Source organism: Guptibacillus algicola (assembly GCF_020171805.1).
Classification (GTDB): domain Bacteria; phylum Bacillota; class Bacilli; order Bacillales; family Guptibacillaceae; genus Guptibacillus; species Guptibacillus algicola.
Map to the genome: position 1 here is coordinate 1,003,742 of NZ_JAIVAF010000003.1, position 26,952 is coordinate 1,030,693.

Here is a 26,952-nt window from a genome sequence, read left to right on the forward strand (position 1 = left end):
CATAATTTTTCCCAGAGTTGTAATATAAGTGTAACAAAGGGGGTGAAGTGATGAAGAAATGGTCTCTCATGTTCCTCGTTTCGATCGTCTTATTCGGTGGCTATGCCATGGCCCCAGTAGAATCACATGAAATGGTTCAAGGCACTCAGGTACACCTTGATGAAGACGATCTTCCATATTGCCACTAATTTAGGAAAAGGGGTCTTTCGCGTGTTTGTAAAAATGAAATATGATCAGAGAAATATGAATAGTCCATAGCCACATATGAAGGGAGGACTCGAAATGGAAGAACTCATGTTGTTTATAACAGCAGGCTTGTTCTTTGTTTCACTGTTTAACTTCATCGTCATCTTAATCGAAAAAACAAAGCATAAATAATATTAGCTTTCTACTTTCTTAGCGAACGTATCAACATGGTTTTTGTACGGAATGTTATCATCCAATTGAAAGATAGTGGAAGCGGTTTTTAAGTAAGTTTTTGCGAGATCTTGATTTCCAAGTAAGTGATTTAGCTTTCCACATTGAAAGGTTAACTCACCAAATAAGTAGAACCTTTGTTTTTCTCTACAAATTTGAACGCCTTCCTTTGCAATCGATAACGCTTTATCATAATCTCCGCTTGATGATAAAGCTCTAGAATAATTATAGTATAGTCTGATTTCGATCGTTTCATCGTTGATAATCGGGTAAAAGCGTACATGGTAAAAAGCCTTTTTAAATAAAGGTAGGGCGTTATACCAGTTATTTTCTTCACTATAAAGAATTGCTGTGCTGATTAAAATCTCTATCTCTCGTTCGGAATAATTTTTTGAGGTGGTTGCAGTTAATAATAACGCATCGTTAAGTAGTTGGAATGAACTGTGGGCATCATGCTCGATGTAATAGTGGCAAATCGCTTTATGCCACAAAACGAACTGACGATTCTTAATTGTAGAGAAGAGAGGGTTATCCTCTTCATCTGCAAGGATTTCAGCGACAGTGTGGTACTCACGGTTCTTAATATGTCTCCTTATCTGACGGCAAACTTCCTTCACATAATCGAGGCGAGGGGTTTCGATCATGTGGAAAAAATAATTGATATCTACGCCAAGTCTCGATGCTAGATGATAGAGAAGTTCAGCAGAGGGTGATACATCATTATTTTCGATTTGACTGATTAACGCTTGTGTACAAATCCCATTAGAGAGGTCTGACTGCGAGAGCCCAAGGTACATTCGAAGTTCACGTAGGGAAGTTCCGAGTGTATCCTGACGCATCTGCTATCCCCCTTTTAGAAAGATTATACCATATGGAAACTTTATCCATGAAATATTTTCTAATATAATATACCATAAAAACATTATGTAAACTTATACAATAAAAAAGGAAGTCCACCTATTTTATAGAAGAAATTACTGTAACACATTTTAAAGGAGTGGACTTTAGTGAATTATTTACCTTCATTTCAATTAACAGATCAAGTGGTTGTCGTAACAGGAGGAGGAAAAGGGATTGGGAGAGCGATTGCAATTGGAGCTGCGGAAGCTGGGGCAGACGTTGCGATTCTAGCAAGAACATCCTCTGATATTATGGAAACGGCAGGATTAATAAGGGATAAAGGCAGAAAGGCTTATCCGATTCAGACCGATATTACGAGTAAGCAAGAAATTGAGGAAGCCGTTTCAGAAGTATACAAAGAAGCTGGAAAGATTAATATCTTGATTAATAACGCAGGAATGAATATTCGTTCAAAAGCATCTGATGTGACTGAGAATGAGTGGAATAAGATTTTTCAAACGAACCTGCAAGGTGCATTCTTTATGTCGCAAGCGTGTGCTGCAATCATGAAAGAAAATGGTGGTGGAAAGATAATTAACGTTTCTTCCGTTGCAGGTCACGTGGCTCTTAGAACTGGAGTCGTTTATGCTGCTACAAAAGCAGGCATGATACAGATGACGAAGAATCTAGCTTTGGAATGGGCTGAAGATGGTATTTCTGTAAATGCAATCGGACCATGGTATTTCAGAACACCATTAACGGATCAGTTGTTAGAGAACAAAGAATATCTAGAGGATATCCTTTCAAGAACGCCAATGAATCGAGTAGGGGAGTTGAAAGACCTCGTTGGAGCTGCAGTGTTTCTTTCTTCAGAAGCTTCCGATTACATGACAGGTCAAACGTTATTCGTTGATGGAGGAATGACGATTTACGGATTTTAATCATTACGAAAAAACCGTACATAAAAGGCTGTCGAACCATTTCGACAGCCTTTGAACCGTTACATTGTAACGGTTTTTCTTTATTCTGCTACTTCTGTTGAAATACTAGGAGCTGTTAGACCAGCATCTTCATATACAGATGCTAACTTTTCTTCAGCTGATGTGAACATGCTATCTGATTCTTCATAAACAAATCCAGCTTCGTCTGAAAGGTTTGCCGCTCTTGTTTCATAAGACTTCGCAAGATCTTCTAGAGCTGCTTCAAGGTCACTCTTATGAGCTTCAAGTTCAGCTGGAATTTCCATTCCACGAATATCTTCGGCAATTGTGTTAGCAGCTGTTTTTGCTTCTTCTTTCATAGTTGCAAGCTCTTCATCAGATGGCTTTTCTTCTTCTTTTGCTTTAGCAGCTTCGAATGCATAAATCGGTCCATCTTTCTCATTGATCATACTAGTAAGGTTCATTTGGAAATCAAGCAAAGCTCCTTTTACGTCTGCTTCTTGGTCACCATTTTCTTCTGAGCTAGCTTGTTCGTTGTTCTGGCTGTTATTTTCAGCTGCATTCTCATTAGCACTGTTACCATTGCTACAAGCTGCTGCAAAAACAAGGACCAGAAGCATAGTTAATGATAAAACCTTTTTCATACCGTGTAACCTCCCAAAATATTAGAATCTCTACAAATACAAATACTAGTCTAATAGGCACAAATTGTAAATAGATAAATTGTATTAAAATTAAAAAATTTCGTTGCTACTTTCAATAAAAAGAATATGTTAAGGTGAATAGGTATACAAGATAGACGGGAGTGTATGAACGTGATTCTATTAAATGACGAAATAATATCTAAAGAAAACGCTTCTATTAATATAGAAGATAGAGGGTATCAATTTGGAGATGGTGTGTATGAGGTCATACGAATCTATAATGGAAACTTCTTTGAGCTAGAAGGTCATTACGACCGCTTGAAAAGAAGTGCTAGTGAAATCCATATTGACTTACCATTTGATCGAGCTACATTTCAAACAAAAGTTAACGAGCTTCGTTCAACTAATAACGTAGAGAATGGTCATTTATATATGCAGGTCTCTCGAGGAATCGCACCAAGAAACCATCCATTCCCGGCAAAGTCTGAACCGGTGCTCGTTGCATATACGACTGAATACGCAACTAACGATACACCCCCACCAGGTAGGGCGATGTTTACTGAGGATATAAGGTGGCTACGCTGTGATATTAAGAGTCTAAATCTACTCGGAAATGTTCTTGCAAAGGAAGAATCAAAAAAACAAGGATATGATGAAGCTATTTTCCATAGAGGCGAAACCGTGACCGAGGGAAGTTCTACAAATGTATTCATGGTGAAGGACCAAACCCTCTATACGCATCCAGCAAACAATTACATCCTTGATGGAATTACAAGAAGAACAATATTAGATGCTGCCAAGGGTGCAGGGATTACAATAGTAGAAGAACCATTTACTAAAACGCAATTACTAGAGAGCGATGAAGTTTTTATTTCCAGTACAACTCAGGAAGTTAGACCTATAATCGAAGTAAGTGGCAATACCATCGGTACAGGTAGAATGGGGGATGTAACCGCTATCCTTCAAAAGGAATTCAAAAAGCGTCTTCCTAATAACAAGTAACCAAAGTAAAAATATTTTTTCTCGCAGTTGAATTTTTGATGCGATAGTGGTACTGTTAATTAGCGCTATATGTGAATGAAGAATTGCTTGTTTCGAGCATTTTCCATCATAAGGAAAATGCTCTTTTTAAAAATGATGTGGAGAGCATTCTCCATTTTATAGCATTTAAATGTAAAAAGGAGTTTTTATACGTTGAAAAAATTTCAAGACCTTGGATTAAGTAACACAATACTCGAAGCCGTTAACCAGATGGGCTTTGAAGAAACAACACCAATTCAAGCTGGTACGATCCCACTAGCTCTACAAAATAAGGATGTAATCGGACAGGCACAAACAGGTACAGGTAAAACTGCAGCGTTTGGTATCCCGATGATTGAAAAGATCGATACATCACTTACCCATGTACAGGGAATTGTACTTGCACCGACTCGTGAACTTGCTGTACAGGTTGCAGAAGAACTGAACCGTATTGGTCAAGCAAAGGGTGTACGCGCTCTTCCTATCTATGGTGGACAAAGTATCGGACATCAGATCAAAGCACTTAAGAAGCGCCCTCAGCTAGTTGTAGCTACGCCTGGACGTCTAATTGACCACATGGAACGTAAGACGATTCGTCTACAAGAAGTTTCATTCGTTGTCCTAGACGAAGCAGACGAAATGCTCAACATGGGCTTCATTGAAGATATCGAAAAAATTCTAAAAGGTGTTCCTGATCAGCGTCAAACACTTCTATTCTCAGCAACGATGCCTAAGCGTATCGCTATTCTTGCAGAGAAGTTCATGACAAATCCTGAAACGGTAAGAACGAAATCAAAAGAAATGACTGTTCCTCAAATCGATCAGCATTACTACGATGTTCGCGAACCGAAGAAGTTCGATCTACTTTGCCGTCTACTTGATATTCAAGCTCCTGAACTTGCGATTGTTTTCGGTAGAACGAAAAAACGCGTAGATGAAGTTGCAGAAGGACTTAAGAAACGTGGATATATGGCTGAAGGAATCCATGGTGACCTTCCTCAAGGCAAGCGTGACCAGGTAATCAAACAGTTTAAAGACGGTACGATCGATATCATGGTAGCAACTGACGTAGCTGCACGTGGTCTTGATATCAGTGGCGTTACTCACGTTTATAACTTTGATATTCCTCAGGATCCAGAGAGCTATGTTCACCGTATCGGACGTACTGGACGTGCTGGTAAATCAGGTTTAGCTTCAACATTTATCACTCATCGTGAGTATGACCACCTGAAAACGATCGAGAAAATCACGAAGCGTTCTATGCAAAAGCGTACGATTCCAAGTTTTGCTGAAGCAATGGAAGGACAACAACAGTCTACGATCCAACAGCTTCAAAGCACAATCGAAGAACAGGATCACAGTGGCTACCGTTCATCAGCTGAACAGCTTCTAGATGATCATGACCCAGTAACGCTTGTATCTGCAGCTCTTAAGCTTCTTACAAGAGAACCAGATACAACTCCTGTCAAAATCACTGACATCGCACCACTTCGTGCGAAAAAAGGTCCTAACCGTGGAGGCGGTGGCGGTGGACGCGATCGTCGTAACCGCACAAACGACCGCGGTGGACGCAAAGGTAACTACCGTCAAGACCGTAGTTCTGGAGCGAAGCGCCGTAAGTTTAACGACAAAAACAAAAATTCATAAATAAGAAAGCCGGGGCCTCTCCCGGCTTTTTTTCATATATAAATACTGGGAAAAAGAGTTTGAAAACGTTATCCTTATAGAGACACTACTTTGAAAGGCAGCGGAGCGATATGAAGAATAGTCAGCAGACACTAAACTTACAAAATACTGAATTATTAATAAAGCGTTTAGCTCTTATCGAGAAGGAATTAGGTTCAAAAGAAGCATCAAAAATGAAGCAGCTAATGTTGAAGCTTAAAAGTGGAGAGCAGCATTTTTTATTTTCTGGTCATTTTTCTGCTGGGAAGTCCACGTTGATCAACGCATTATTTGATACGGACCTTTTACCTTCTAGCCCAATACCTGCTAGTGCAAACACAGTACGGGTAAGAAGCGGGGATCCAGGCGCAGAGGTCGAATTTTTCAACGGAAAAAGAATGGTGTTTAAGGCACCATATAACATTGAAACGGTAAAAGACTATTGTTTGAATGGAGATGAAGTTGCAGAAGTCGAATTAAGTGCTCCTTCTCCGTTTCTAGATAAAGATGTTGTCTTGATCGATACGCCAGGCATCGACTCAACTGATGAAGCACACCGCTTAGCTACTGAGAATTCAATGTATGTAGCTGATGTTGTTTTCTATGTGATGGATTACAATCATGTTCAGTCAGAAGTGAATTATCAATTTATTCGGGAGCTCCATCGTCAGAATAAGAAGATTATCTTAATCGTAAATCAAATTGACAAGCACAAGGAATCCGAACTATCCTTCACTTCATTTAAACAGTCCGTTGCATCCTCGTTTCATGCGTGGGGAATGTCGCTAGAATCGTTCTTTTTCATATCGTTACGAGATCGCTCGCATCCTAATAACCAGTTTGAGCAGTTGAAGGTATACATTGAGGGTCTTGCAAAGAAAACAGAGGAAGATAAGGTGAAGAGTGTTTATGATTCTGCTCAATCGTTGGTTCAAGATGTAACAGACGTTTTGCCTGAAGATGAGGAAGTGAATCATGCTCATTTGAAGATGCAAAAGACCCTAGCATCATATCAAGAAAAGATCGATCAGATTGAACAAGAATTTCAGGTAGAAGCATCAAAGATTACGAAAGGTGCTATGCTTATGCCCTATGAAGTAAGAGAGGCTGGAAGAGCTTACCTTGAATCTCTTCAACCAGGCTTCAAAGTAGGGTTGATCTTTCGTGATAAAAAAACCGAACAGGAACGTGAGCATCGCTACGAGACATTTGTAGAAAAATTACAATCTCAAGTGAAAACGCAATTAGAATGGCATTTTCAACAATTGTTGTTAAACCTAGAAGAAGAAGCAGGAATAAACAAGTCTGATGATCTTAAAGACTATGCCATTTCAATAGACTTTTCATTTTTGAAGCACGAAGCAGAAAAGGGAACTGGAGCAACAGGTGAAGCTGTGCTGCACTATACCGAAACGATCGCAAGCCGATTGAAATCACAAGTTAAAGTTCAGTCAGAACAAAAGAAGAACGAGCTTATATTACAACTAGAAGAAGAGTTGGTCACTTTAGAAAACGAAGAAAAGAAGAAGTTTGAGAACGCCATCGGAGAAGAAAGAGCACGAGAATACTTTGAGTTAGTGGAAGAAGCAACAGAAGTAAAAGACCGTCTTGATGAAATCTTGAATGGTGCCTATGATTCAGATGCAAGAAAGATCCAGGACTTATTTGAGCAACCTGAAAAAGAAGTTGTAGTTATTGAGCCTGAAGATACACCTGTTACAAAAAGCATCCAGAAAAGTGAAAAAAGAAAAGCGGTTGAAGACCTACCTGAAGAACCAGACAGCCTTCCTTCTCGAGAGCTAACAATACACGCACTGCACAAAGGTGCAGATACGATCGAAGATTTGCCTGGTCTAGGTCAAACCCGTGATTCATTTCGTTCGAGAGCAGATAAACTAGCGTATCAATCATATACTGTGGCTCTATTTGGTGCATTTAGCGCAGGTAAATCTTCTTTTGCGAACGCTCTCATAGGGAAAGCGGTTCTTCCTTCTTCTCCTAATCCTACAACGGCTACATTAAACAGAATTTGTCCTGTTCAAAGTGATCGCTCTCATGAAACCGCAGATATTTTCTATAAAACCGAGGATGAACTTCTTAAAGACATACAGCATTCACTATCTTTCTTTGGTGAAAAAGCATTTTCTATTGAAGATAGTCTTGGAATTATTGAAAAAGGGAAGATTTTTGCGAAAGAATCTTCGGATACGAAGCCACACGCTTTGTTCTTGAAAGCAGTGTTAGATGGGAAAGCGCAGCTGGACCTTTTAGGTAAAGTTCGGAACGTATCGATGGATGACTACAAGGATCTAGTTGTCAATGAATCAAAAGCTTGTTTCATCGCTTCGATTTCCTTATATCACGATAACCCGCTTACAAAGGAAGGCATCACGCTAGTCGATACGCCTGGAGCTGATTCAATTAATGCGAGGCATACAGGAGTTGCGTTTCAATATATAAAAGAAGCAGATGCGATCCTTTACGTAACGTATTATAATCACGCGTTTTCAAAGGCTGACAGGGAATTCTTGATTCAGCTTGGTAGAGTAAAAGATGTATTTGAGATGGATAAAATGTTCTTCCTGTTAAATGCAGCTGATCTTGCAAAAGATGAAGAAGAGCTAGAGATTGTAGAAGAACATGTTGAAAGTCAGCTTGGCCAATATGGAATAAGAAAACCTACACTATTTCCAGTGTCTAGTTTAGCTGCAATGACCTCGATTAATGGGACGAAAGAAGAAAAGGATATATTACGTCTACCAGCACGTCTTAGAGAAAAGGGTGGCGTCAACCGTTTTGAAGATCGCTTCTACACCTTCATACAGTCTGATCTTTCGAAGATGGCGATTCAATCGAATTGGAATGAGCTTAAGAGAGTAACCACGATGTTACAAGACTGGTTGAATAACTTTGATCGTGATAGTGATGAAAAAGAAGCGGATATCGAGAGGCTACACACAGCGAAAGAGAATGCGATCCAACTGGTGAGCGATTATTCAGTAAATTCAACGGTAAGTAAAATCAAACAGGAAATAGAAGAACTCGTACATTATATCCCTCAACGCCTTTTTTACCGATTTGGTGATTTTTATAAAGAGGCGTTCAATCCGACTACTCTCAACCGAAAAGCAGGGTTAGCTACGGCAGCATCTAATCTTTTAGGTGATCTCGAGAATGACTTGATGCAAGAGATGAGAGCGACATCTTTAAGGATGGATTATTATATTCAAGGTGCATTGAAGACAAATTACAGAGAATTTCATCTCAAAATCAATAAGGAAATCCCTGATTTCCAAAGTGAGATTGAGAATCTGCATGATATGGAAACACCTCAATTCGAAGCGTCATTATCAGAACTAGTTTCTACAGAGCAAATCGATAAAACGGCAAGTTCAGAATATCGAAATTCAAAACAATTCTTTGAACAAAATGGTAGTGCAAAACTCCAGGATAAGCTTTCTTCTCTTCTTCAAGAACCTGTGCAACAGTACGTTGATAAAATCAAAGGAAGTTTAAGAGAAAGATCAAAGCAGTTCTATGAAGACCAGCTTAGTCATTTAAAGACAGATATTGTGAATGATATTGAGCGGTTTGTTAGTGCTCAAATCGAAATGAAGACAAGTTCTATTACGAAAGAGGACCTTTCATACAAAGTAGAGGAGCTACAAGTCCTATTGAATCAAGCAGGGGAGGGGAGCGAATGAACAATATCGTTTCAGTGGAATGGTTAAGAAAACATATTCAAGACAAGGATATCGTAGTGGTGGATTGTCAATTTGATTTATCTGATAAAGAAAGTGGATATGTGTCGTATTTACAAGGACACATTCCACGTGCTCGTTATGCTGATCTTGAAAAAGATTTGTCAGGTCCGGTAAAGGATCATGGAGGAAGACACCCGCTTCCGAGTAAGGACCAGATTCAGACTGTATTTGAGAAACTTGGGATTGACGAACATTCTAAAGTAGTCGCGTATGACAGACAGATGGGTGCGATGGCATCGAGATTATGGTGGCTGCTTGGATATGCCGGGCACAAGGAGAGGGCTGTTCTAGATGGTGGGATAAAAGCTTGGGAAGATGCAGGGCTTCCCCTCGAACAAAATGAAACTGAAGTAGAACGATCGCATTATCCGATCTCACTAGATGATTCTATGATCGTTTCTATGGAAGAAGTAAAGGAAGCTATTTCTAAGGGTACTACAATTATTGATTCCAGAGCGAAAGATAGGTACTTAGGACAGAACGAACCTATTGATGCGAAAGCTGGCCATATTCCATCAGCTACGAACCTTTTCTGGAAAGATCATGTGAACAATGACCATACCTGGAAGGATAAAGAGAGTAGGGGAGGGGTAACAAACAGAGGAGATTCTCCGATTATCTACTGTGGCTCAGGTGTGACAGCATGCGTAAACGTACTTGCATTTCATGATGCTGGAATCAATGCAAAGCTTTATCCAGGAAGCTTCAGTGACTGGATTAGTTATGAAGACAACCCAATTAAGCCATAAGAAAAACCAGTTCTGATACTTTTATCAGGACTGGTTTTTTAGTGCATAAATTTAAAGAGAGGAGAGGAAGGACTCGAGACGATCCATACCTTCTTTTAATATATCCATGTTATAAGCGAACGAAATTCTTACATATCCTTCACCGTACGTTGAAAATGCGCTTCCTGGTACGACAGCTAAATTCCCTTCTTTTGCAAGCTTCATAGCGAAATCGAAAGAGGACAATCCAAATTTCTCGATCGACGGAAGAATATAAAATGCTCCGTCAGGCTTAACAGGTGAGAGTCCCATCTCGACTAGTCTGTTATAAACAAAGTTCATTCTTTCTTCGTATTGAGTTCTCATAGGTACTGCATCAGTTAACCCGTTTTGGAGCGCCTCTAATGCCGCATGTTGTGAAATTGAAGAAGCGCATGACACATTATACTGATGGACTTTTAATAGATGTTTTGCAATGGACTCAGGAGCAAAAAGAAATCCGATTCGCCATCCTGTCATCGAATGGGATTTAGACAATCCGTTGATGACGATGGTTTTTTCTCGCATCCCATCGAATTGAGCGATCGATGTGTGTGTACCAGAAAATGCAAGTTCAGAATATATCTCATCTGACAAAACAAAAATCTCTTTGTCCTTAAGAAAATCTGAAATATCAGCGAGTTCTTGTTCAGAAAGCGCAACACCCGTCGGATTAGACGGTGACGGAAGGATGATACATTTCGTTCGTTCCGTAACAGCTTTTTCGATTAAATCACGTGTTAGTTTAAAAGCGTTATTACTCGTATCAACATGAACTGGTGTTGCTCCACAAAGTGTAATGATAGGTTCATAACCTGGGTAGACTGGACCAGGTAAAATCACTTCTGATCCCTCTGTTAAGAGTGTACGTAACGTAATATCGATCGCCTGACTTGCTCCTGAAGTCGTAATGATTTCATTTTGTGGATTATATGTCAGCCCATATCGTGATTGGACAAAGTGTCCAGCCGCTTTACGTAACTCGATCATTCCAGCGTTATGTGTATACGTTGTTTGGTTTTGATCAATTGCGTCTTTCGCAGCTTCTTTGATGTGATCTGGAGTATGAAAATCTGGCTGGCCGATTGTGAGTGAGATCATGTTCTCATAATCTGCAACCATATTAAAGAATTGTCTAATACCTGAAATTTCAATTGATTTTACTCTCGGGTTTAGAAGGTGTTCCATAGTCAAGACTTCCTTTCAGAGAACAATATAAACATCATTGTAGCATAATTTTAACGTTATCGTCGAAATGAAGGTAAAGGCAGTTATTTTTCCACAATCGTCATTTATGTCATTTGTTGATAACTTCTGTAGATACTGATAGTATAGGCTTTTCGAGACTTATCAACAGGTAAAACCCTATACCCTATGCCGGTATTTTTTATTTGTAAGGGGGTATGGTTGGCGGTGATTATTTACCCACAGAATTCTGTGGATAACCAATTTTCTGACGATTTTGTTATAGAAGAATGATAATGACACAAAAAAAGTCCTCACAAAGCGTGAGGACATCTTTAATGAGAAAACCATGTTTTTTGTACTCTGTAGTACAACCTGGTGCGGAAATCACCAGCATAATGATTATCAAAAGTTGTTGATTAAAGCTCAATTTGATAGAACTTGATCCGTTACATAAGCAAGAAGAGCTAATTGAATGTGGGTGCGCAGTTCATATGAGTAGATATCGATCCCTGTTAAATTCTCTAGCTGCTTGACTCGGTAGTTTAATGTGTGACGATGGATATAAAGTTTCTCAGCGGTTCGGTTGATGACTAAATTATTTTCAAGAAATGTTTCGAGTGTTTTGAGAAGTTGAGCGTGATGCTTTTCGTCATATTGAATGATGGGGAGGAGTAAAGGTTCATAATATGTTTTCAGATCCACTCCATTCTCTTTAAGTTGGATAAACATCTTATAAACCCCAAGCTCATCATACTCAACCAGTGGTTTTTCTTTATATCTGGCAAATAAGTGGGAAGTATAGGCTTCTTTTAGCGCTTGATCTAGGTCTCTAATGCCTGTGACGGTAGAACTTACGCCGATGTAGAAGTTTTTACAATGTGTTTCATCAATTTCTAGCGTGTCACCAGTCAGCAAAAGGATGAGGTGGTCGATCTTTCTTTTTCCAATCCCTTTTGTTTTGTGTGATAGAATTCGTTCTTGTACATAATTGTCTAGACATTTGTCGTTCTCAGATGTAACGATTAGGACTCGATTCTTGCCAGAAAAGTCAAAGCCTAAATCACTACTTTTCTTTAATATTGCTTTCTCACTTTCATAGTTTTTAGATAAGAGTGTATCCAAAAAATCAGCGTGAATGTGTATCCTCGTTTCTTCAATGATTTGTAGCTTTAGGAATTCGATCGCAAATATAGTGGATGCCTGCTCTAATGCAAGCATATCTAATGAAGTTAGTTCCAGCTCCTTTTGAACCACCATTCTTCCAATCGTACGATCGTGTCCTATGATCGGCATGATTTCTTCAATCGTTGTTCTTCTATGAACGAGTGTTGAACTAGCAAGAAGATTGTTATTCTCATCGTACAACACTACATTTCCGTTGATTAACTTCGATAATGCTTCAGTTATCACAGACAGACCTACATTTTTAAGAACAAGCGATGTAAGGTCTTTTTGTATGCGCTGCGTATAAGCAAGCAAGGATAGCTGCTTATTGACAAGCTGTTCAAGTATGCTTCTCGTAACGGTAGAGAAGTTCATGGTTCTAGGAATTTCGAGAAGGGGTAATCCGGTACGATTGGCAGCTTCTATAATTCCAATCGGAATAACATCGAGATAGAACCCTGTATGAATCGCAAGTGCAGAAAGTTTTCTGCTTGCTAGCGTGTCGATTAATTTTGTATAGAACTCTGATTTCTCATTCCAACCATATGCTGTCGTGATTAAGAAATCACCCTCGTGTAATCGTGATACATCTTCCATTACTTCTACGATTGTAATCCATTTGATCTCTTGATGAAGTCCTTGTTTCCCTGCGATTAATTTAATTTCTTTCATCTCATTTAATTGAAGAGCTTCATTTACTGTGATCCCCATAGGTGTCCCCCCGTTCTCTTATCCAAATCGTACAATAAAGTCAGAATTTTTTGTATAAAAAGTAGATAGAAATTTCTTGCTTCACGTCATAGGCTAATAGTAAATAGAAAAAGCGGGGGGAAGGGTTTCTATGAATAAGACTCATTTAATCAAACCACTTCTCGGTATGGATTATGCTGTCATCTCTCATGGGAAAGGGATTTACCTTTTCGATGAAGATGGAAACACGTTTATAGATGGGTCTTCAGGTGCGATCACTGCAAATTTAGGTCATGGTATGAAAGAAATTTCTGAAGCTATGATGAAGCAAGCTTCGCAAGTATCATTTGTCTATCGCTCTCAGTTTACGAGTAGACCTGCGGAAGAATTAGCAGAACGGCTTTGTCTTTCTGCACCAGGAGATCTTAACTGGGTGTTTTTTGTGAATAGCGGTTCTGAAGCAATGGAGACTGCGCTGAAAATTGCCGTTCAATATTGGCAGGAGCAAGGGAGACCTACGAAGAACAGGGTAATATCAAGGTGGATGAGTTATCACGGTATTACGATGGGGGCATTATCGATGTCGGGTCATGTTATTCGTAGAAGTCGCTTTGCCTCTATGCTGGAGCATTACCCTACACTTTCTCCACCTTATTGTTATCGTTGTGCGTTTGAAGGAAAATGCCCAAATTGCTCAGAATTATATGCACTTGAATTTGAACAAGTGATTCAGAGACTTGGAGCGGATTCAATCGCTGCGTTTGTATGTGAGCCTGTAATCGGTGCTGCTGGAGGTGCTGTCGTTCCCCCTGATCATTATTTTCAAGCGATGAAAAAAGTGTGTGATCGTTATGAAATCTTGTTTATTGCGGATGAGGTCATGACTGGCCTCGGACGAACAGGGAAAATGTATGCGATGGAACATTGGGGCGTACAACCTGACATCATAGCACTAGGAAAAGGGATGAGCGCTGGATTTACCCCGATGGCTGGTACGATTGTATCTGATCGAATTATCGAAACGATCAATAATGGATCAAAAATTGTATTGAGCGGCCATACGTTTAGTGCCAACCCCCTATCTGCAGCGGTATGTCTCGCTGTCTTCGACTATTTAGAGAATCACGATGTCACTACGAACGTAGATAAACAAGGAAAGCTGCTCATGAACGGACTCACAAAGCTTAAATCGCTCTTTCCAATCATCGGTGATGTTAGAGGAAAGGGCCTTCTAACAGGTATCGAACTTGTAAAGGATACGATCACAAAAGAGCCGTTCCCCCTTGAACATCAAGTTACGAATAGGTTAATCCGTCATTGTTATGAAGCTGGATTACTCGTCTATACTGCCGCTGGAGGTCTGAATGGTACAGCTGGTGACGCTATACTAGTTGCTCCACCTCTCATTATTAACGAAGTAGAAGTTGAGCTTTTACTTGATAAACTCCATAAAGGATTAACAAGTTTGATGACAGAATTAATGGAGCAGGGATTATTTGAAGCGAAATCGATCAGTTAAGGGGGAGGGTGGAAATGAGAACGAGTAAACACTGCAAATTACCAGACCTTGGCATACTTAAAGATAATATGACGATTATGTGTGGTGGGTTTGGTGGAGTCGGATCACCGCCAACTCTGATCGAGTGGATACTAGAGTCTGGAATTAAAGACATTACGTTGATTTGCAATGATGCAGGCTTTCCGTGGATCGGACCTGGAAAGCTCGTTACAGAGAAGCGCGTGAAACGGTTGATTGCATCACATATCGGGTCGAATCCAGAAGCAGGCAAGCAAATGCACAGTGGAGATTTAGAAGTTACATTCTATCCACAAGGAACGCTCGCAGAGAAAATTCGGGCTGGTGGAATGGGGTTAGGAGGAATATTAGTCGATGTCGGCCTCGGGACTTCGATTGAAGAAGGTAAAGAAAAGGCGATCGTGAATGGGAAAGAATACATGATCGAACCAGCTCTTCAGGCAGATTTAGCAATCGTCTCATGTAAAAAAGCAGATGGTTATGGGAATCTCATCTATGACCAAAGTGCTAGAAATACGAATCCTTTAGTAGCCTCAGCTGGGAACATTACGGTAGCTGAAGCGGAAGAAATCGTAGATATTGGGGAATTAAACCCTGAAGAAATCATTACTCAAGGTGTTTTTATCGACTATGTCGTTCAAAGTAAGGGGGTCGATTGGAAATGGGTATGGGAGCTGAAACGAGAAAGTTGATCGCGAAGCGCGCTTCAGAAGAAATTGGTCCTCTTATGATGGTAAACCTCGGAATCGGTATCCCCACTTTAGTAGCAGATTATCTTCCTCGTTCACTCGGCGTCATGCTGCATACTGAAAACGGCATATTAGGTATGGGGGGAAGCCCTGAAGTTGGTGAGGAAGATGGAAACCTATCAAACGCAGGGGGATACCCAGTTTCCATTATCCCTGGCGCATCATTTTTTGATAGTGCAGAAGCATTTGGAATGGTTCGAAGAGGTTACCTCGATATTACGATACTAGGAGCGTTAGAAGTTAGCGGGAGAGGTGATATTGCAAACTGGATCGTACCAGGAAAGCGAGTACCAGGTATGGGAGGCGCGATCGATCTTGCGCAAAAAGCGAAAAAGGTAATCGTGTTGATGAGTCATACAACAAAAGATGGAAAACCCAAAATACTTAAGGAATGTTCCCTGCCTCTTACAGTGAAGGAAGGGGCGAATATGATTATTACTGAACGAGCAGTAATGAAAATAGAGAACGGCTGCCTAAAGCTAATCGAAATAATGCCAGGCTATACGGTAGAAGAAGTGATTGATTCAACTGAAGCCGAGTTAGAAATCGAGCTAGTTAGGAGGCATTGATGATGCAAGAGATGGTAAAGAAATGGATGGAGAACAACAAAGAATATGGGACGGAATTGTTACAAAGACTCGTCAGGTGCGACAGCGTGCAAGGGAATGAAGCACGCGTGCAAGAAATAGTTGAAGCCGAACTACAGCGTCTAGAACTCGATGTGGATCGCTTCGTACCTGGGGAAGAAACTACTTCGCATCCTTCATTTTGCGCGAACCGTACTGATTTTTCTAACAGTCCGAACGTAGTAGGCGTTAGGAAAGGGAGTGGTGGTGGAAGATCGTTAATCCTCAATGGCCATGTGGATGTTGTGCCTCCTGGGAATAGAGAGGATTGGCGCGCAGATCCTTACAGTGGTGAAGTCATAGACGGAAAGCTTTATGGGAGAGGTTCTACAGACATGAAGGGCGGGAACACTGCGATGCTTCTTGCCCTTAAATGTATGAAAGAGCTAGGTATCTCATTAAAAGGAGATGTCATATACGAGAGCGTTGTAGAAGAAGAAAGTGGTGGGACAGGAACGCTCGCAACGATTCAAAAAGGGTACAAAGCTGATGCAGCACTTATTCCTGAACCGACAAATATGAAAGTCTTTCCGAAACAGCAAGGGTCAATGTGGTTTCGATTGAAAATAAATGGGCAATCAGCACATGGCGGGACAAGGTATGAAGGCGTGTCTGCACTTGAGAAGAGTTTGCGTGTTATCGAAGCAATACAAACGTTAGAGAGAAAACGAAATGAAACGATTACAGATCCACTCTATAAGCATATCCCGATACCAGTTCCGATCAACCTTGGCACGATTAAAGGTGGAGACTGGCCATCTTCAGTTCCGGACCAAGTTATCATAGAAGGTAGAATGGGCGTTATCCCAGGTGAAGCGCTTACGGATGCTCAAAAAGCAATGGCGAATGCACTATCTTCTATTGAAGACGAATGGATAAAGCAACACCCTGTAGATCTCGAATGGTTTGGAGCTAGATGGCTACCTGGCGAAGTAAGTGTGGAGCACCCATTACTTTCCATTCTGAAACATAATTATGAGGAAAGCTCAGGACAAGAGTTGAAAATAGAAGCATCCCCATGGGGTACGGATGGAGGTCTTCTTACTCAGCTAGCTGAAACACCTGCACTCGTCTTCGGTCCTGGGGAAACGGCGCTTGCTCACTTTTCAAATGAATATATCGACATCGATCAGATGATGCTTGCAGCGGAAGTCTATGTGCATACGATCGTCGAGTGGTGTGGGAAGGAATAAGGACGGGAAACCGTTCTTATTCTTTTTATATAGAGGATTTTGAGCAGAAGGAGCGAAGAAAATCAAAAAGATAGTAAAAGGTGGGGAAGGTATGACAGATGAGAGAGAGATCGCAATTGATCGAAACTACAAAGGAAGTGACTATTCGTTCGACTGTAATCATGACCCTTTTAATGAAAGAATTCGAATCGAGCATTACTCAGGTAATTCGAGGCATGTCATCACTCATGTGCTTCGCTTGTTTACGACTGGCTATTCAAAATGCATCGTAAAAGTGAAAGATACGGATCTTTCTATATTTAGGAGCTTAGGTTTCTCGTATGAAGGAACGATAAGAAATTATTTCTCTGGTGTTGATATGCATGTCATGACAAAATTCAAAGAAAATTGGCGCAGGAACGCTCACCGCTGGATGGAGGAAGAACAAATACTTGATGGCGTTCTATCAAAGGTTGCTTCACCTCTTTCTGAAAAACCAGTGATGAGAAGAGCCACTGAGCAAGATGCAGAGAAACTTTCGGTATTGTATAAGAGCGTTTTCGAAGTTTATCCAACTCCGATGGATCAACCGGAATATATCCGTAAAGTAATGAAAGAAGGGACTATTTTTTATTTAGTTGAGGAAGGTAACAAGATAACGAGCGCAGCTTCAGCCGAGGTTAACCGCACGTTCCAAAATGCTGAGATAACCGATTGTGCTACATTACCTGAGTTTAGAAAGAGCGGTGCAATGAGACATCTGATCCTAGCTCTAGAATCGAAGTTGTTAGATGAAGGGATTTATTATGCTTACTCCATTGCAAGAAGCTTGTCCTTTGGGATGAATGCAGTCTTCTTTCAGCTTGGATATGAATATGGAGGACGTCTGATCAATAATGTTAAGATCTATGATGATTGGGAGAATATGAATTTATGGAGCAAAGCACTTGTGACGAGTGCCGACTAATCGGCATACGTAGATGGATTTTGGGCGAAGGGGGAGCTTATGTTCAAACAAAACATTTCCATCACCAACGGAATGTTTCGCGCGATCTTAGAAAGCATCGATGAAGGAATACATGCCGTTGATCATAAAGGGATAACGATTTATTACAATGAAATAGCTGCAAAGCACGATGGGTTAAATGTAGAAGATGTTCTTGGAAAGCACTACCTTGAGGCTTTTCCATCGCTTTCAAAGGAAACAAGCACCTTATCTTATGTACTTTCAACAAAGAGACCGATCTATAACAAAGATCAAACATATCGAAATATGAAAGGGAGCTTTGTTTCTACCATTAATACGACACTACCTATTATTGTTGATGACACCCTGGTAGGAGCTGTAGAAATTGCTCGTGATATCAGTAGGATTAAGAAGCTATCAGATAAAGTTATGGAACTCCAAGCGAAATTAACGACGAATACAGCGAAGGATTTTGATAATGGAACCTCTTATACGTTTAGAGATATCATCACTTCAGATGAAACCTTCTTAAAAGTAAAAAAATGGGCACGGAAAGCAGCACAACATTTTTCCCCTGTCCTTGTGTATGGAGAAACTGGGACTGGGAAAGAACTCCTTATCCAAGCAATTCATAATGCTTCAGGTAGAAAAGGTGCGTTTATTGCTCAAAACTGTGCTGCGCTACCATCTAGCATTCTCGAATCGATTTTATTTGGTACTTCGAAAGGATCGTTCACAGGTGCTGAAGAACGGCCTGGGCTTTTTGAACTAGCAGACAACGGATCATTGTTTCTTGATGAAATCAATTCGATGCCAACTGAAATTCAAGCAAAATTACTTCGTGTATTAGAAGATGGTGTTATCCGAAGAGTAGGTGCAGTGAAAACACGTCGAGTAGATGTGAGGATCATTGCAGCGATTAATGAAGAACCAGAAATGGCACTTAAAGAAAAAAGGATTAGGGAGGATTTATTTTACAGATTGAACGTTGTTTACTTACGAATACCGCCACTTCGAGAGAGACGAGGAGATATACCTGCCCTCATCGATCATTTTATTGAGAAATACAACAAGAAATTTAATAAGAACATCACTAGTATCGAAAAGGAAGCATTAGAGATTCTTTGTGATCGTAGGTGGCAAGGGAATGTAAGAGAACTAGAGCATGTGATTCAATCAGCAATGAATTTCGCTGAGAATGAGCACCTTTCAGCAGAGGATTTTCCTTATATTAAGCCACGCTTCACAGCTTCTTCTTCAGAGTCACTTCGAGATGTGCTTCAACATACAGAATGGAGATTAATTGAGAAGGCGATGGAAAGTGCGGGAGGTAACGTTCAGAAAGCAGCGAAGCAACTTCAAATCCCAAGGCAAACATTACAGTATAAGCTTTCAAAATACGTAAGTGCCCAAAAATGAGCACGTGAGCTAATCGTCATCACTTAAATAACGACTAAACGGTAAGTTATAAGACTTTAAAAGAAATAATGGAGCTGGCATCAATCTTGCATAGTATAACAGTAGATTCCAAGAAGGGGGAATGTATGATGCTTATGCAACTTTATAAGCCAGCACGTCATTGGAAGGATATCGAACTTTGGAAGAATGTTACTGAGGACCAATGGAACGATTGGATTTGGCAGCTTACGAATACCATTCGAACTCTTGACGACCTTCGTAAAGTAGTTAACCTCACACCTGATGAAGAGGAAGGGGTAAGGATCGCAACGAAAACGATTCCATTAAATATAACGCCCTACTACGCATCTCTGATGAATCCAGATGACCCCAGGTGCCCAGTACGGATGCAGTCGATCCCGATCTCAAAAGAAATGCATAAAACAAAGTATGATTTAGAAGACCCACTTCATGAAGACGAAGATTCCCCTGTACCTGGTTTAACACATCGCTATCCTGATCGGGTTTTGTTTCTTGTTACGAACCAATGCTCGATGTACTGTAGGTATTGCACTAGAAGACGATTTTCCGGACAAATCGGAATGGGAGTGCCAAAGAAACAGTTGGATGCAGCAATCAATTATATCTCACAAACACCAGAAGTAAGGGATGTTCTTATTTCTGGAGGAGATGGCTTATTGATCAACGATAAAATTCTTGAGTATATCCTAAAAAACCTACGTGCGATTCCACACGTTGAGATCATTCGAATCGGTACAAGAGCACCGGTTGTTTTTCCTCAAAGAATTACCGAAGATCTTTGTAACATTTTAAAAAAATACCATCCTGTCTGGTTAAATACTCACTTTAATACAAGCATTGAAATAACGGAAGAATCTAAGAAGGCATGTGAAATGCTTGTAAATGCAGGTGTGCCAGTTGGAAACCAAGCCGTCATTCTTGCTGGAATTAATGATAGCGTAACAATAATGAAGAAGTTGATGCATGACCTTGTAAAAATACGAGTACGACCATACTATATTTATCAATGTGATCTGTCAGAAGGAATTGGTCATTTTCGAGCCCCTGTTGCAAAAGGGCTTGAGATTATGGAAGGCTTACGAGGTCACACATCTGGATATGCTGTACCAACATTCGTTGTAGATGCACCTGGTGGAGGAGGGAAAATTGCTCTCCAACCGAACTACATGATTTCTCAAAGCGCAGATAAAGTCATTTTGAGAAATTTTGAGGGTGTAATTACTTCGTATCCAGAGCCTGAGAATTACACTCCTGGTACAGCCGATACGTACTTCAACAGCATCTACCAGCTTGAGAAGAAACCTGCAATCGGAATAAGCTCACTCATGACTGATGAGCGGTTTAACCTTGTACCTGAGAACCTTCAGAGACTGAACCGTAGAAGTAAATACGGGGATGACCCTAGCCATTCTTCACTTAAAGACCAAAGAGAAAAACGGGATATTATGAAAGAGAAGAAGTACAATGCAGAACAAGCGAAACACAACAAGAAAAACGATGTTGAGGAGGGGAGTTCATGAATTGTAAGTGGTGTGATAAGGAAGGCGCCTTTGAAACCCTCGATACTGGATATTGGGAACTTCCTGATGGATCAAGGGCGGTCGAAATTAATGAATTACCTTCTATCCAGTGCATTGATTGCGGCATGTGTTATCAAACAGATGAACTAGTTGGAGATGTTGAAGAACAGCTGATGTTGATCGATACATCCAAACTGTCTTCTTCCTTTACATTTAAAGAATTGATGGATCAACCTAGACTTTTAAAAAAGAATTATTTTGACATCGATCGTTATCCGCTTAAATAGGTAAACTTGATGGTTTCGCGCTCCCTGTCCAATTGAGGAAAGGTTACCCAAAAATTATATCGGAATATTCTGAAAAATATTGATATTTTGACGATTCCCTCGTATAATAATAAAAAGAGCTTCTAAGGGGGGAGAGCAACATGAACAACCATCATAAATCGTATAGAGACAACATGAAAGATAAAGCGATGAAAAAGAAGAAAGATCAAGAAACATTCGAGTTGGAATTGTACGCCCAATTAATCCTTGATGAAGCCGTCTTTACCTTCCAGAAAAACCGTTACCAGGACACAATCAATTTAGCACTTGATCGTCGAGACGAAAAAGCATTTCAGGAAGCATCAGAACAATATGTCACGTTTCTTCGTTCCTACAAGCAGGCGCTTCATTAATTCTTGAATAGAACAGGGCGACGATGACGCAAACTAATCGTAACCAATCGATAAGGGAGTGTCAGTATGGGTCGTTAGAAGAAAGGCAATGCGAATGCTGAGAGAAATAATAACGCGAAGCAAAAGCAAGATAAACAAATTCCGTCATATGCAGAAATAGAAGCTCAAAAACTAAAAAACCCGCAAGAATAAGGAAACACATGCAGGGCTGTCGAGAACTTTGGCAGTCCTGTTTTATTTGTATGCATGATTCTATTTTCGTTTATTCAACCGTGTCAACAGTCGGTTTATGTTACCATTATAGAAGGTATTTAAGGAAAGGATGACCACAATCATGAACCGACTCATATTAATAGATGGCTTTAATTTACTAAGTAGAGGGTATTTTGCAACTGCTTATGGAAAATCAGAGGAGCAACTTACTAAAACACCAGAAGGTTTATATACAAATGCGCTAAGAGTGAAGATGCAGAAAATCATATCATTGATCAATGATTATAACCCGACTCATTTTGCTGTAACGTGGGATGTGAAGAGAGATGAATCGAAACGAAGAGAGCTGTTTAAGGAATATAAAGGGACGCGAGGAGAGCTTCCTCAACCATTGATTCAGCAATACGAAACAGCAGTAAAGTTGTTCGAAGCGACAGGAATTCCGCAATTAACTGTAGAAGGATTTGAAGCAGACGATGTGATGGGTACTCTTTCACACCGCTGGACGAATGACCAAATGGGTGACTGCTTTATTTACAGTAACGATCGCGACCTTTTGCAGCTATTGAATGAAAAAGTGTCTCAAATCATAGCAATTCGTAAAGAAGGAGACAAAGTCTATACCGAAGAGCATTTCAAAACGGAATATGGCATTACACCGGATCAGTGGATTGATGTGAAGGCATTGCTTGGAGATAAAAGTGATAATATACCGGGAGTAGCTGGTGTAGGGGATAAAGCTGCGTTACCTCTAGTTCAGCAATATGGTTCTGTAGATGGTGTGTATACAAGTATAGAGACTTTAGATACGAAGTATAACAGGTATAGGAAAAAGCTAATAGATGGAGAAGAATCAGCTAAATTAAGTCTTCAGCTCGTGACGATTGAGAAGCAAATTCCTGAACTTGCTGACCATTCATTTGATGATCTTAAGCTATCACTAGATTATGATACATTACAATCAGCGTTTAATGACTTAGGGTTGCGAATAAGACTATAGTGACTATCCAGCTGTATTTAGCTGGATAGCTTTTCTAGCAAGCTCATCTGCCACTTTGTTCTTTGAGCTTGGGATCCATTTTATGAAAAAAAGATCAAATTCATCTACTAAAGCAAGTGCATTGGAGAGGTAAGATTCATACGTTCGTTTTTTTGTATGTCTTCGATCGATCGCATCACTCACGAGTTGAGAGTCTGTTCGCAACGAGATAATGCGGTGCTTTTTATCGATGCAAATGCGAAGAGCTTCGATCAATGCCTGGAACTCTGCTTCATGATTTGAGAGCGTTCCGAGTGGAATGGAAGAACGAATGACTTCTCCGTCTCCTTTAATAAAAATCCCTGCACCAGATGGGCCGGGATTGCCTGCGCTTGCTCCGTCTATATACACTTCAATCACTTGTGTTTCCTCCCTGAGCTAGTCTTGTTGTATTCTATCATATACATGAACACTACCGGAAGACATACATTTAAGGTAAATGGAGAAACTTGAATAGAAGGGGACGAGTGTAGGAGTGAAAGAAATGAAGAAAAAAGAGGTTATGATGGAAGTAGGATTCATTCTAGATACATATTGCGATGGGTGTTTGTTAAAACGTGTGAATCAACATGATTACGGCAAATGCCATGCACAGCGCTTTTGTATCACAGAATGTACAGTTGGAGACGAATTGAGACAACTTGGAAAACACCTTACGTAATTAAGGGGTATGATATATGAATGTAATTCTTAAATGGAAATATAAAACGCCTCGGGGTATACAGGCCTGGATGACATCAGATGAACTACCAACACACCAGGCGATGCTGATGGCAAAAGATATCGAAAAGACTGGACGTGCACTAGATCTTTATTTCCTTGATGATCGTGGTATGAAATGGTCGTTTAAAGAGTTCGAAAAGTTCACCGCAAAAAAGGAAGAAAGTCCTTCATCCTTTGAAATTATTTTTGATGGAAGTTTTGATAAAGAAACGAAAGAAGCTGGATGCGGAGCCGTTATTTATTTTTCTGAAGGTAGAAAAAAGAAAAGGATCCGTGTCAACAAAGCTCTTAGTTATCTTGAAAATAATAATGAAGCAGAATATGCTGCACTCTGGACTGGTCTTCAGGAATTAAAAGAAATCAAGATAGACGATACAGATATTGTGATCAAAGGGGATTCTAAAGTCGTAATCAGTCAGCTTTCAGGAGAATGGGCAGTGTATGAACCTTTACTAACGAGGTGGATGGACAGAATTGAAGATACATTGAAAGAATTAAGGTTGCAGCCGATCTACGAACTCATCTCGAGAAATGACAACAAAGAAGCTCACAGACTTGCCGTTCAAGCTCTAAGAGGAACAGAAATCGATAGTGTGATTGAGCTCGATGAATAAAACGCAACACAAAAAGCAGCCGGAATCGGCTGCTTTTATTCTTGTGCTTCTCTTAATTGAGTATCGCATTTTTCGATGAGTTCACTTGAGAACTCGAAGAAATTCTCATTTACGCCAGTTTTATGAGCTACTGCCTGTTGGAATTGTTGTTTTGCTTGATCTAAAGCATCTTGAGCAGCTTTTAGCTGATTTCCATTCATGCTTTTGGTAGCTTGCCCGACAAGGTGCTGAGCTGATTTGATCGACATTTCAATCTGTTGAAGATCAGAGTACGGTTCTGACATACTATCCCACCTTTACGATTTGTTCAGGAATAGTATGACCCAAAGAGATTACCGTTAATCACTGCAACATAAAAAGGGACTGATGATTATCATCAGTCCCTTCCAAACGTATATAAATTAAAGCTTGTTTACGTTAGCAGCTTGAGGTCCGCGGTTTCCTTCAACAATTTCAAAAGAAACTTCTTGACCTTCTTCTAGAGTTTTGAAGCCTTCGCCTTCGATAGCGGAGAAGTGTACGAATACATCGTCAGCACCTTCAACTTCGATAAATCCAAAACCTTTTTCAGCGTTAAACCATTTTACTTTTCCGTTTTGCATGTTTGTTCCTCCTAAAAACTTAGCACGTTCTTCGTGCAACTTAATTTTCCCCATTTACATTGTATTGAATCAAGCAACAATCTTTATGTACGTAAAGCACATTCGAGAAGGTCTGACTAAAATTCATTTAAATAATCAGCAATATAAACGGTTAATTTAAATATACTGTATTTTAAAAGAAGTGTCAAGCTTTCAAAGACTTCAGTTGATTATTCTAACTGTAATTAATAAACTTAGTTAAGATATACATGGAAACAGAAAAGGGTATGGAGGGGTTTGATGAAGTCAGAGCTTAAAGTAAAAAGTGATATTGAAATTGCACAAGAAGCAAAAATGAAGCGAATTAACGAAATAGCAAATGAATTAGGGTTAACAGAAGATGAGTGGGAACCTTACGGACACTATAAAGCGAAAATCTCGCTTACAAGTATGAAAAGACTCAACAAAAAGCCGTCTGGGAAAGTGATTTTAGTTACTGCGATCAATCCCACTCCAGCTGGCGAGGGGAAAAGCACGGTTACAGTAGGACTCGGTCAAGCCTTAAACCGTATTGGTGAAAAAGCTATTGTTGCAATGAGAGAACCTTCCTTAGGTCCAAGTATGGGAATTAAAGGAGGAGCAGCAGGTGGAGGATATTCTCAAGTAATGCCGATGGAAGATATCAACCTTCACTTTACTGGAGATCTTCATGCGATTACATCCGCTCACAATGCATTGTCAGCTTTAATCGATAATCATATCCATCAAGGAAACGAACTTGACATCGACACGAGACGGATTACGTGGAAAAGAGTGCTTGACCTGAATGATCGAGCATTAAGACAGGTTACCGTTGGACTTGGTGGGCCAACACAAGGTGTCCCAAGAGAAGATGGTTTTGACATAACAGTTGCTTCTGAACTGATGGCGATCCTTTGCTTAGCATCAGACTTAACTGATTTAAAGCTAAGGATCGGAAGAATCGTAATAGGATACAATCGTGCGAAGGAACCTATTACAGTAGCTGACCTCGGTGTACAAGGAGCACTTACGTTATTATTAAAGAACGCAATGAACCCTAATCTCGTGCAGACATTAGAAAATACTCCCGCACTCATTCATGGTGGCCCATTTGCGAATATCGCACATGGATGTAACAGTGTTGCCGCAACGAAAATGGCTCAAAAGCTTTCTGACTATGTTGTGACTGAAGCAGGTTTTGGTGCGGATTTAGGTGCTGAGAAGTTTTTTGATATCAAATCGAGAGCAGGTGAAATCGATCCTGCAGCAACGGTCATCGTTGCTACGATTAGAGCTCTAAAAATGCATGGTGGCGTAGCGAAAGATCAGCTTCAAAAAGAAAACGTAGCAGCATTACAAGAAGGACTAGCAAATCTTGAGCAGCACATTTCTTCCATAAAAAAATTCGGCGTCCCATTTGTAGTTGCGATTAACCGTTTTGTTACTGATACGGATTTAGAAGTGAACACTTTGCTCGATTGGTGTAATGAAAATGACGTTCCAGTCGCACTAACGGATGTATGGGCGCGAGGTGGAAAAGGCGGTGAAGAACTCGCGAAAGCAGTGCTTCATCAAATTGAACAAACCGAAAATAACTTTGCACCAATATACAATTTAGATGCACCAATAGAAGAAAAAGTCACTACCATCGCTAGAGAAATTTATGGAGCAGATAGCGTTCAATTCGGTGCAAAAGCTTTAAAGCAACTTAAAGAATTTGAGGCTAATGGTTGGTCTCATTTCCCGGTTTGTATGGCGAAGACACAATACTCACTTTCTGATAACGCAGCATTGCTCGGTCGTCCGGTAGGATTTTCTATTACTGTGAGAGAATTTAGGCCATCGATTGGGGCTGGTTTCATCGTCGCGTTAACGGGAAATGTAATGACCATGCCAGGGCTTCCAAAAAAGCCAGCGGCATTAAATATGGATGTAACAGAAGACGGTCAAGCGGTCGGTCTGTTTTAGAAA

Annotated in this window: 27 protein-coding genes and 1 pseudogene; 21 read left to right on the forward strand and 7 right to left on the reverse strand. The window is 40.2% G+C overall.

All coding sequences use genetic code 11. The features are described from left to right. The first annotated feature begins 50 nt into the window (after nucleotides 1-50). Together LCM09_RS12775 and LCM09_RS21015 are read left to right on the forward strand one after the other, a co-directional pair. A complete protein-coding gene (locus LCM09_RS12775; protein ID WP_224882365.1) occupies nucleotides 51-188 on the forward strand; it encodes a hypothetical protein in 138 nt (45 codons plus the stop codon). A gap of 94 nt (nucleotides 189-282) precedes the next feature. Next, entirely contained in the window at nucleotides 283-378 is a 96-nt protein-coding gene (locus LCM09_RS21015; protein WP_425545208.1) for a putative holin-like toxin, read from the forward strand. Nucleotides 379-380: 2 nt separating this feature from the next. Here the strand turns inward: LCM09_RS21015 and LCM09_RS12780 are convergent, their stop codons facing one another. Beyond that, the gene (locus LCM09_RS12780) at nucleotides 381-1,256 is read right to left on the reverse strand and encodes a helix-turn-helix domain-containing protein (protein ID WP_224882366.1); all 876 of its coding nucleotides are present in this window, start codon (nucleotides 1,254-1,256) and stop codon (nucleotides 381-383) included. A gap of 168 nt (nucleotides 1,257-1,424) precedes the next feature. On the opposite strand from LCM09_RS12780, the gene LCM09_RS12785 reads away from it, so the two are divergent. Further along, complete coding sequence (locus LCM09_RS12785; protein WP_224882367.1) at nucleotides 1,425-2,198, forward strand: glucose 1-dehydrogenase; 774 nt, start codon at nucleotides 1,425-1,427, stop codon at nucleotides 2,196-2,198. Nucleotides 2,199-2,278: 80 nt separating this feature from the next. On the opposite strand, the gene LCM09_RS12790 is transcribed toward LCM09_RS12785, so the two are convergent. Then, nucleotides 2,279-2,842: a hypothetical protein gene (locus LCM09_RS12790; RefSeq protein WP_224882368.1), complete on the reverse strand. Its 564-nt coding sequence runs from the start codon at nucleotides 2,840-2,842 to the stop codon at nucleotides 2,279-2,281. 165 nt (nucleotides 2,843-3,007) lie between these two features. On the opposite strand from LCM09_RS12790, the gene dat reads away from it, so the two are divergent. The 4 genes from dat (at nucleotide 3,008) to LCM09_RS12810 (ending at nucleotide 10,040) form a co-directional block, all read left to right on the forward strand. Then, nucleotides 3,008-3,844 carry a D-amino-acid transaminase gene (gene dat / locus LCM09_RS12795; RefSeq protein WP_224882370.1) on the forward strand — a complete coding sequence of 279 codons (837 nt, stop codon included), beginning with the start codon at nucleotides 3,008-3,010 and terminating at the stop codon, nucleotides 3,842-3,844. A 192-nt stretch (nucleotides 3,845-4,036) separates the two neighbouring features. After that, on the forward strand, nucleotides 4,037-5,509 hold the full coding sequence (gene cshA / locus LCM09_RS12800; RefSeq protein ID WP_318246515.1) for a degradosome RNA helicase CshA: 1,473 nt from the start codon (nucleotides 4,037-4,039) through the stop codon (nucleotides 5,507-5,509). Nucleotides 5,510-5,619: 110 nt separating this feature from the next. Beyond that, nucleotides 5,620-9,231, forward strand: a complete 3,612-nt coding sequence (locus LCM09_RS12805) for a dynamin family protein (RefSeq protein WP_224882374.1) — start codon at nucleotides 5,620-5,622, stop codon at nucleotides 9,229-9,231. Next, a complete protein-coding gene (locus LCM09_RS12810; protein WP_224882376.1) occupies nucleotides 9,228-10,040 on the forward strand; it encodes a sulfurtransferase in 813 nt (270 codons plus the stop codon). Before LCM09_RS12805 ends, LCM09_RS12810 begins: the two co-directional genes overlap by 4 nt. A gap of 51 nt (nucleotides 10,041-10,091) precedes the next feature. Here the strand turns inward: LCM09_RS12810 and LCM09_RS12815 are convergent, their stop codons facing one another. Beyond that, nucleotides 10,092-11,246 carry an aminotransferase A gene (locus tag LCM09_RS12815; RefSeq protein ID WP_224882377.1) on the reverse strand — a complete coding sequence of 385 codons (1,155 nt, stop codon included), beginning with the start codon at nucleotides 11,244-11,246 and terminating at the stop codon, nucleotides 10,092-10,094. A gap of 423 nt (nucleotides 11,247-11,669) precedes the next feature. Further along, nucleotides 11,670-13,121: a PucR family transcriptional regulator gene (locus LCM09_RS12820; RefSeq protein WP_224882378.1), complete on the reverse strand. Its 1,452-nt coding sequence runs from the start codon at nucleotides 13,119-13,121 to the stop codon at nucleotides 11,670-11,672. Nucleotides 13,122-13,251: 130 nt separating this feature from the next. On the opposite strand from LCM09_RS12820, the gene LCM09_RS12825 reads away from it, so the two are divergent. The 11 genes and pseudogenes from LCM09_RS12825 to LCM09_RS12870 all read left to right on the forward strand — a co-directional run bounded on the left by LCM09_RS12825 (nucleotide 13,252) and on the right by LCM09_RS12870 (nucleotide 23,003). Beyond that, entirely contained in the window at nucleotides 13,252-14,619 is a 1,368-nt protein-coding gene (locus tag LCM09_RS12825; protein ID WP_224882380.1) for an aspartate aminotransferase family protein, read from the forward strand. Between the two features lie 14 nt (nucleotides 14,620-14,633). Beyond that, the gene (locus LCM09_RS12830; protein ID WP_224882381.1) at nucleotides 14,634-15,329 is read left to right on the forward strand and encodes a CoA transferase subunit A; all 696 of its coding nucleotides are present in this window, start codon (nucleotides 14,634-14,636) and stop codon (nucleotides 15,327-15,329) included. After that, a complete protein-coding gene (locus tag LCM09_RS12835) occupies nucleotides 15,299-15,955 on the forward strand; it encodes a 3-oxoacid CoA-transferase subunit B (RefSeq protein WP_224883039.1) in 657 nt (218 codons plus the stop codon). The genes LCM09_RS12830 and LCM09_RS12835 overlap by 31 nt, the downstream gene beginning before the upstream one ends. 2 nt (nucleotides 15,956-15,957) lie before the next feature. Beyond that, nucleotides 15,958-17,205 (forward strand): peptidase, encoded by a 1,248-nt coding sequence (locus LCM09_RS12840; protein WP_224883040.1) that lies wholly within the window; start codon nucleotides 15,958-15,960, stop codon nucleotides 17,203-17,205. A gap of 91 nt (nucleotides 17,206-17,296) precedes the next feature. Beyond that, complete coding sequence (gene ablB / locus LCM09_RS12845; protein ID WP_224882382.1) at nucleotides 17,297-18,151, forward strand: putative beta-lysine N-acetyltransferase; 855 nt, start codon at nucleotides 17,297-17,299, stop codon at nucleotides 18,149-18,151. 39 nt (nucleotides 18,152-18,190) lie between these two features. Further along, on the forward strand, nucleotides 18,191-19,570 hold the full coding sequence (locus LCM09_RS12850; protein ID WP_224882386.1) for a sigma-54 interaction domain-containing protein: 1,380 nt from the start codon (nucleotides 18,191-18,193) through the stop codon (nucleotides 19,568-19,570). A gap of 128 nt (nucleotides 19,571-19,698) precedes the next feature. After that, nucleotides 19,699-21,111 carry a lysine 2,3-aminomutase gene (gene kamA, locus LCM09_RS12855; RefSeq protein WP_224883042.1) on the forward strand — a complete coding sequence of 471 codons (1,413 nt, stop codon included), beginning with the start codon at nucleotides 19,699-19,701 and terminating at the stop codon, nucleotides 21,109-21,111. Further along, nucleotides 21,108-21,398, forward strand: a complete 291-nt coding sequence (locus LCM09_RS12860) for a YokU family protein (protein WP_224882388.1) — start codon at nucleotides 21,108-21,110, stop codon at nucleotides 21,396-21,398. Before kamA ends, LCM09_RS12860 begins: the two co-directional genes overlap by 4 nt. Before the next feature lie 140 nt (nucleotides 21,399-21,538). Beyond that, nucleotides 21,539-21,790, forward strand: coding sequence for an IDEAL domain-containing protein (locus LCM09_RS12865; protein WP_224882389.1), 252 nt, complete (start codon nucleotides 21,539-21,541; stop codon nucleotides 21,788-21,790). A 78-nt stretch (nucleotides 21,791-21,868) separates the two neighbouring features. Further along, a pseudogene (locus tag LCM09_RS21020) lies at nucleotides 21,869-21,982 on the forward strand (hypothetical protein); the annotation flags it as partial. Between the two features lie 142 nt (nucleotides 21,983-22,124). After that, nucleotides 22,125-23,003 carry a 5'-3' exonuclease gene (locus LCM09_RS12870; protein WP_224882391.1) on the forward strand — a complete coding sequence of 293 codons (879 nt, stop codon included), beginning with the start codon at nucleotides 22,125-22,127 and terminating at the stop codon, nucleotides 23,001-23,003. Between the two features lie 3 nt (nucleotides 23,004-23,006). Here the strand turns inward: LCM09_RS12870 and LCM09_RS12875 are convergent, their stop codons facing one another. Beyond that, nucleotides 23,007-23,402, reverse strand: a complete 396-nt coding sequence (locus LCM09_RS12875) for a reverse transcriptase-like protein (RefSeq protein WP_224882393.1) — start codon at nucleotides 23,400-23,402, stop codon at nucleotides 23,007-23,009. 124 nt (nucleotides 23,403-23,526) lie between these two features. On the opposite strand from LCM09_RS12875, the gene LCM09_RS12880 reads away from it, so the two are divergent. Together LCM09_RS12880 and LCM09_RS12885 are read left to right on the forward strand one after the other, a co-directional pair. Further along, a complete protein-coding gene (locus LCM09_RS12880) occupies nucleotides 23,527-23,703 on the forward strand; it encodes a zinc-finger domain-containing protein (RefSeq protein ID WP_224882395.1) in 177 nt (58 codons plus the stop codon). Between the two features lie 16 nt (nucleotides 23,704-23,719). After that, on the forward strand, nucleotides 23,720-24,379 hold the full coding sequence (locus tag LCM09_RS12885) for a reverse transcriptase-like protein (RefSeq protein ID WP_224882397.1): 660 nt from the start codon (nucleotides 23,720-23,722) through the stop codon (nucleotides 24,377-24,379). A gap of 35 nt (nucleotides 24,380-24,414) precedes the next feature. Here the strand turns inward: LCM09_RS12885 and LCM09_RS12890 are convergent, their stop codons facing one another. Beyond that, nucleotides 24,415-24,663 (reverse strand): DUF2564 family protein, encoded by a 249-nt coding sequence (locus LCM09_RS12890; protein WP_224882398.1) that lies wholly within the window; start codon nucleotides 24,661-24,663, stop codon nucleotides 24,415-24,417. Between the two features lie 117 nt (nucleotides 24,664-24,780). Continuing rightward, nucleotides 24,781-24,981: a cold-shock protein CspD gene (cspD, locus tag LCM09_RS12895; protein ID WP_224882404.1), complete on the reverse strand. Its 201-nt coding sequence runs from the start codon at nucleotides 24,979-24,981 to the stop codon at nucleotides 24,781-24,783. Nucleotides 24,982-25,260: 279 nt separating this feature from the next. Here cspD and LCM09_RS12900 point away from each other — a divergent pair, with 279 nt between their 5' ends. Continuing rightward, nucleotides 25,261-26,949, forward strand: a complete 1,689-nt coding sequence (locus LCM09_RS12900) for a formate--tetrahydrofolate ligase (RefSeq protein ID WP_224882406.1) — start codon at nucleotides 25,261-25,263, stop codon at nucleotides 26,947-26,949. Nucleotides 26,950-26,952 lie beyond the last annotated feature (3 nt).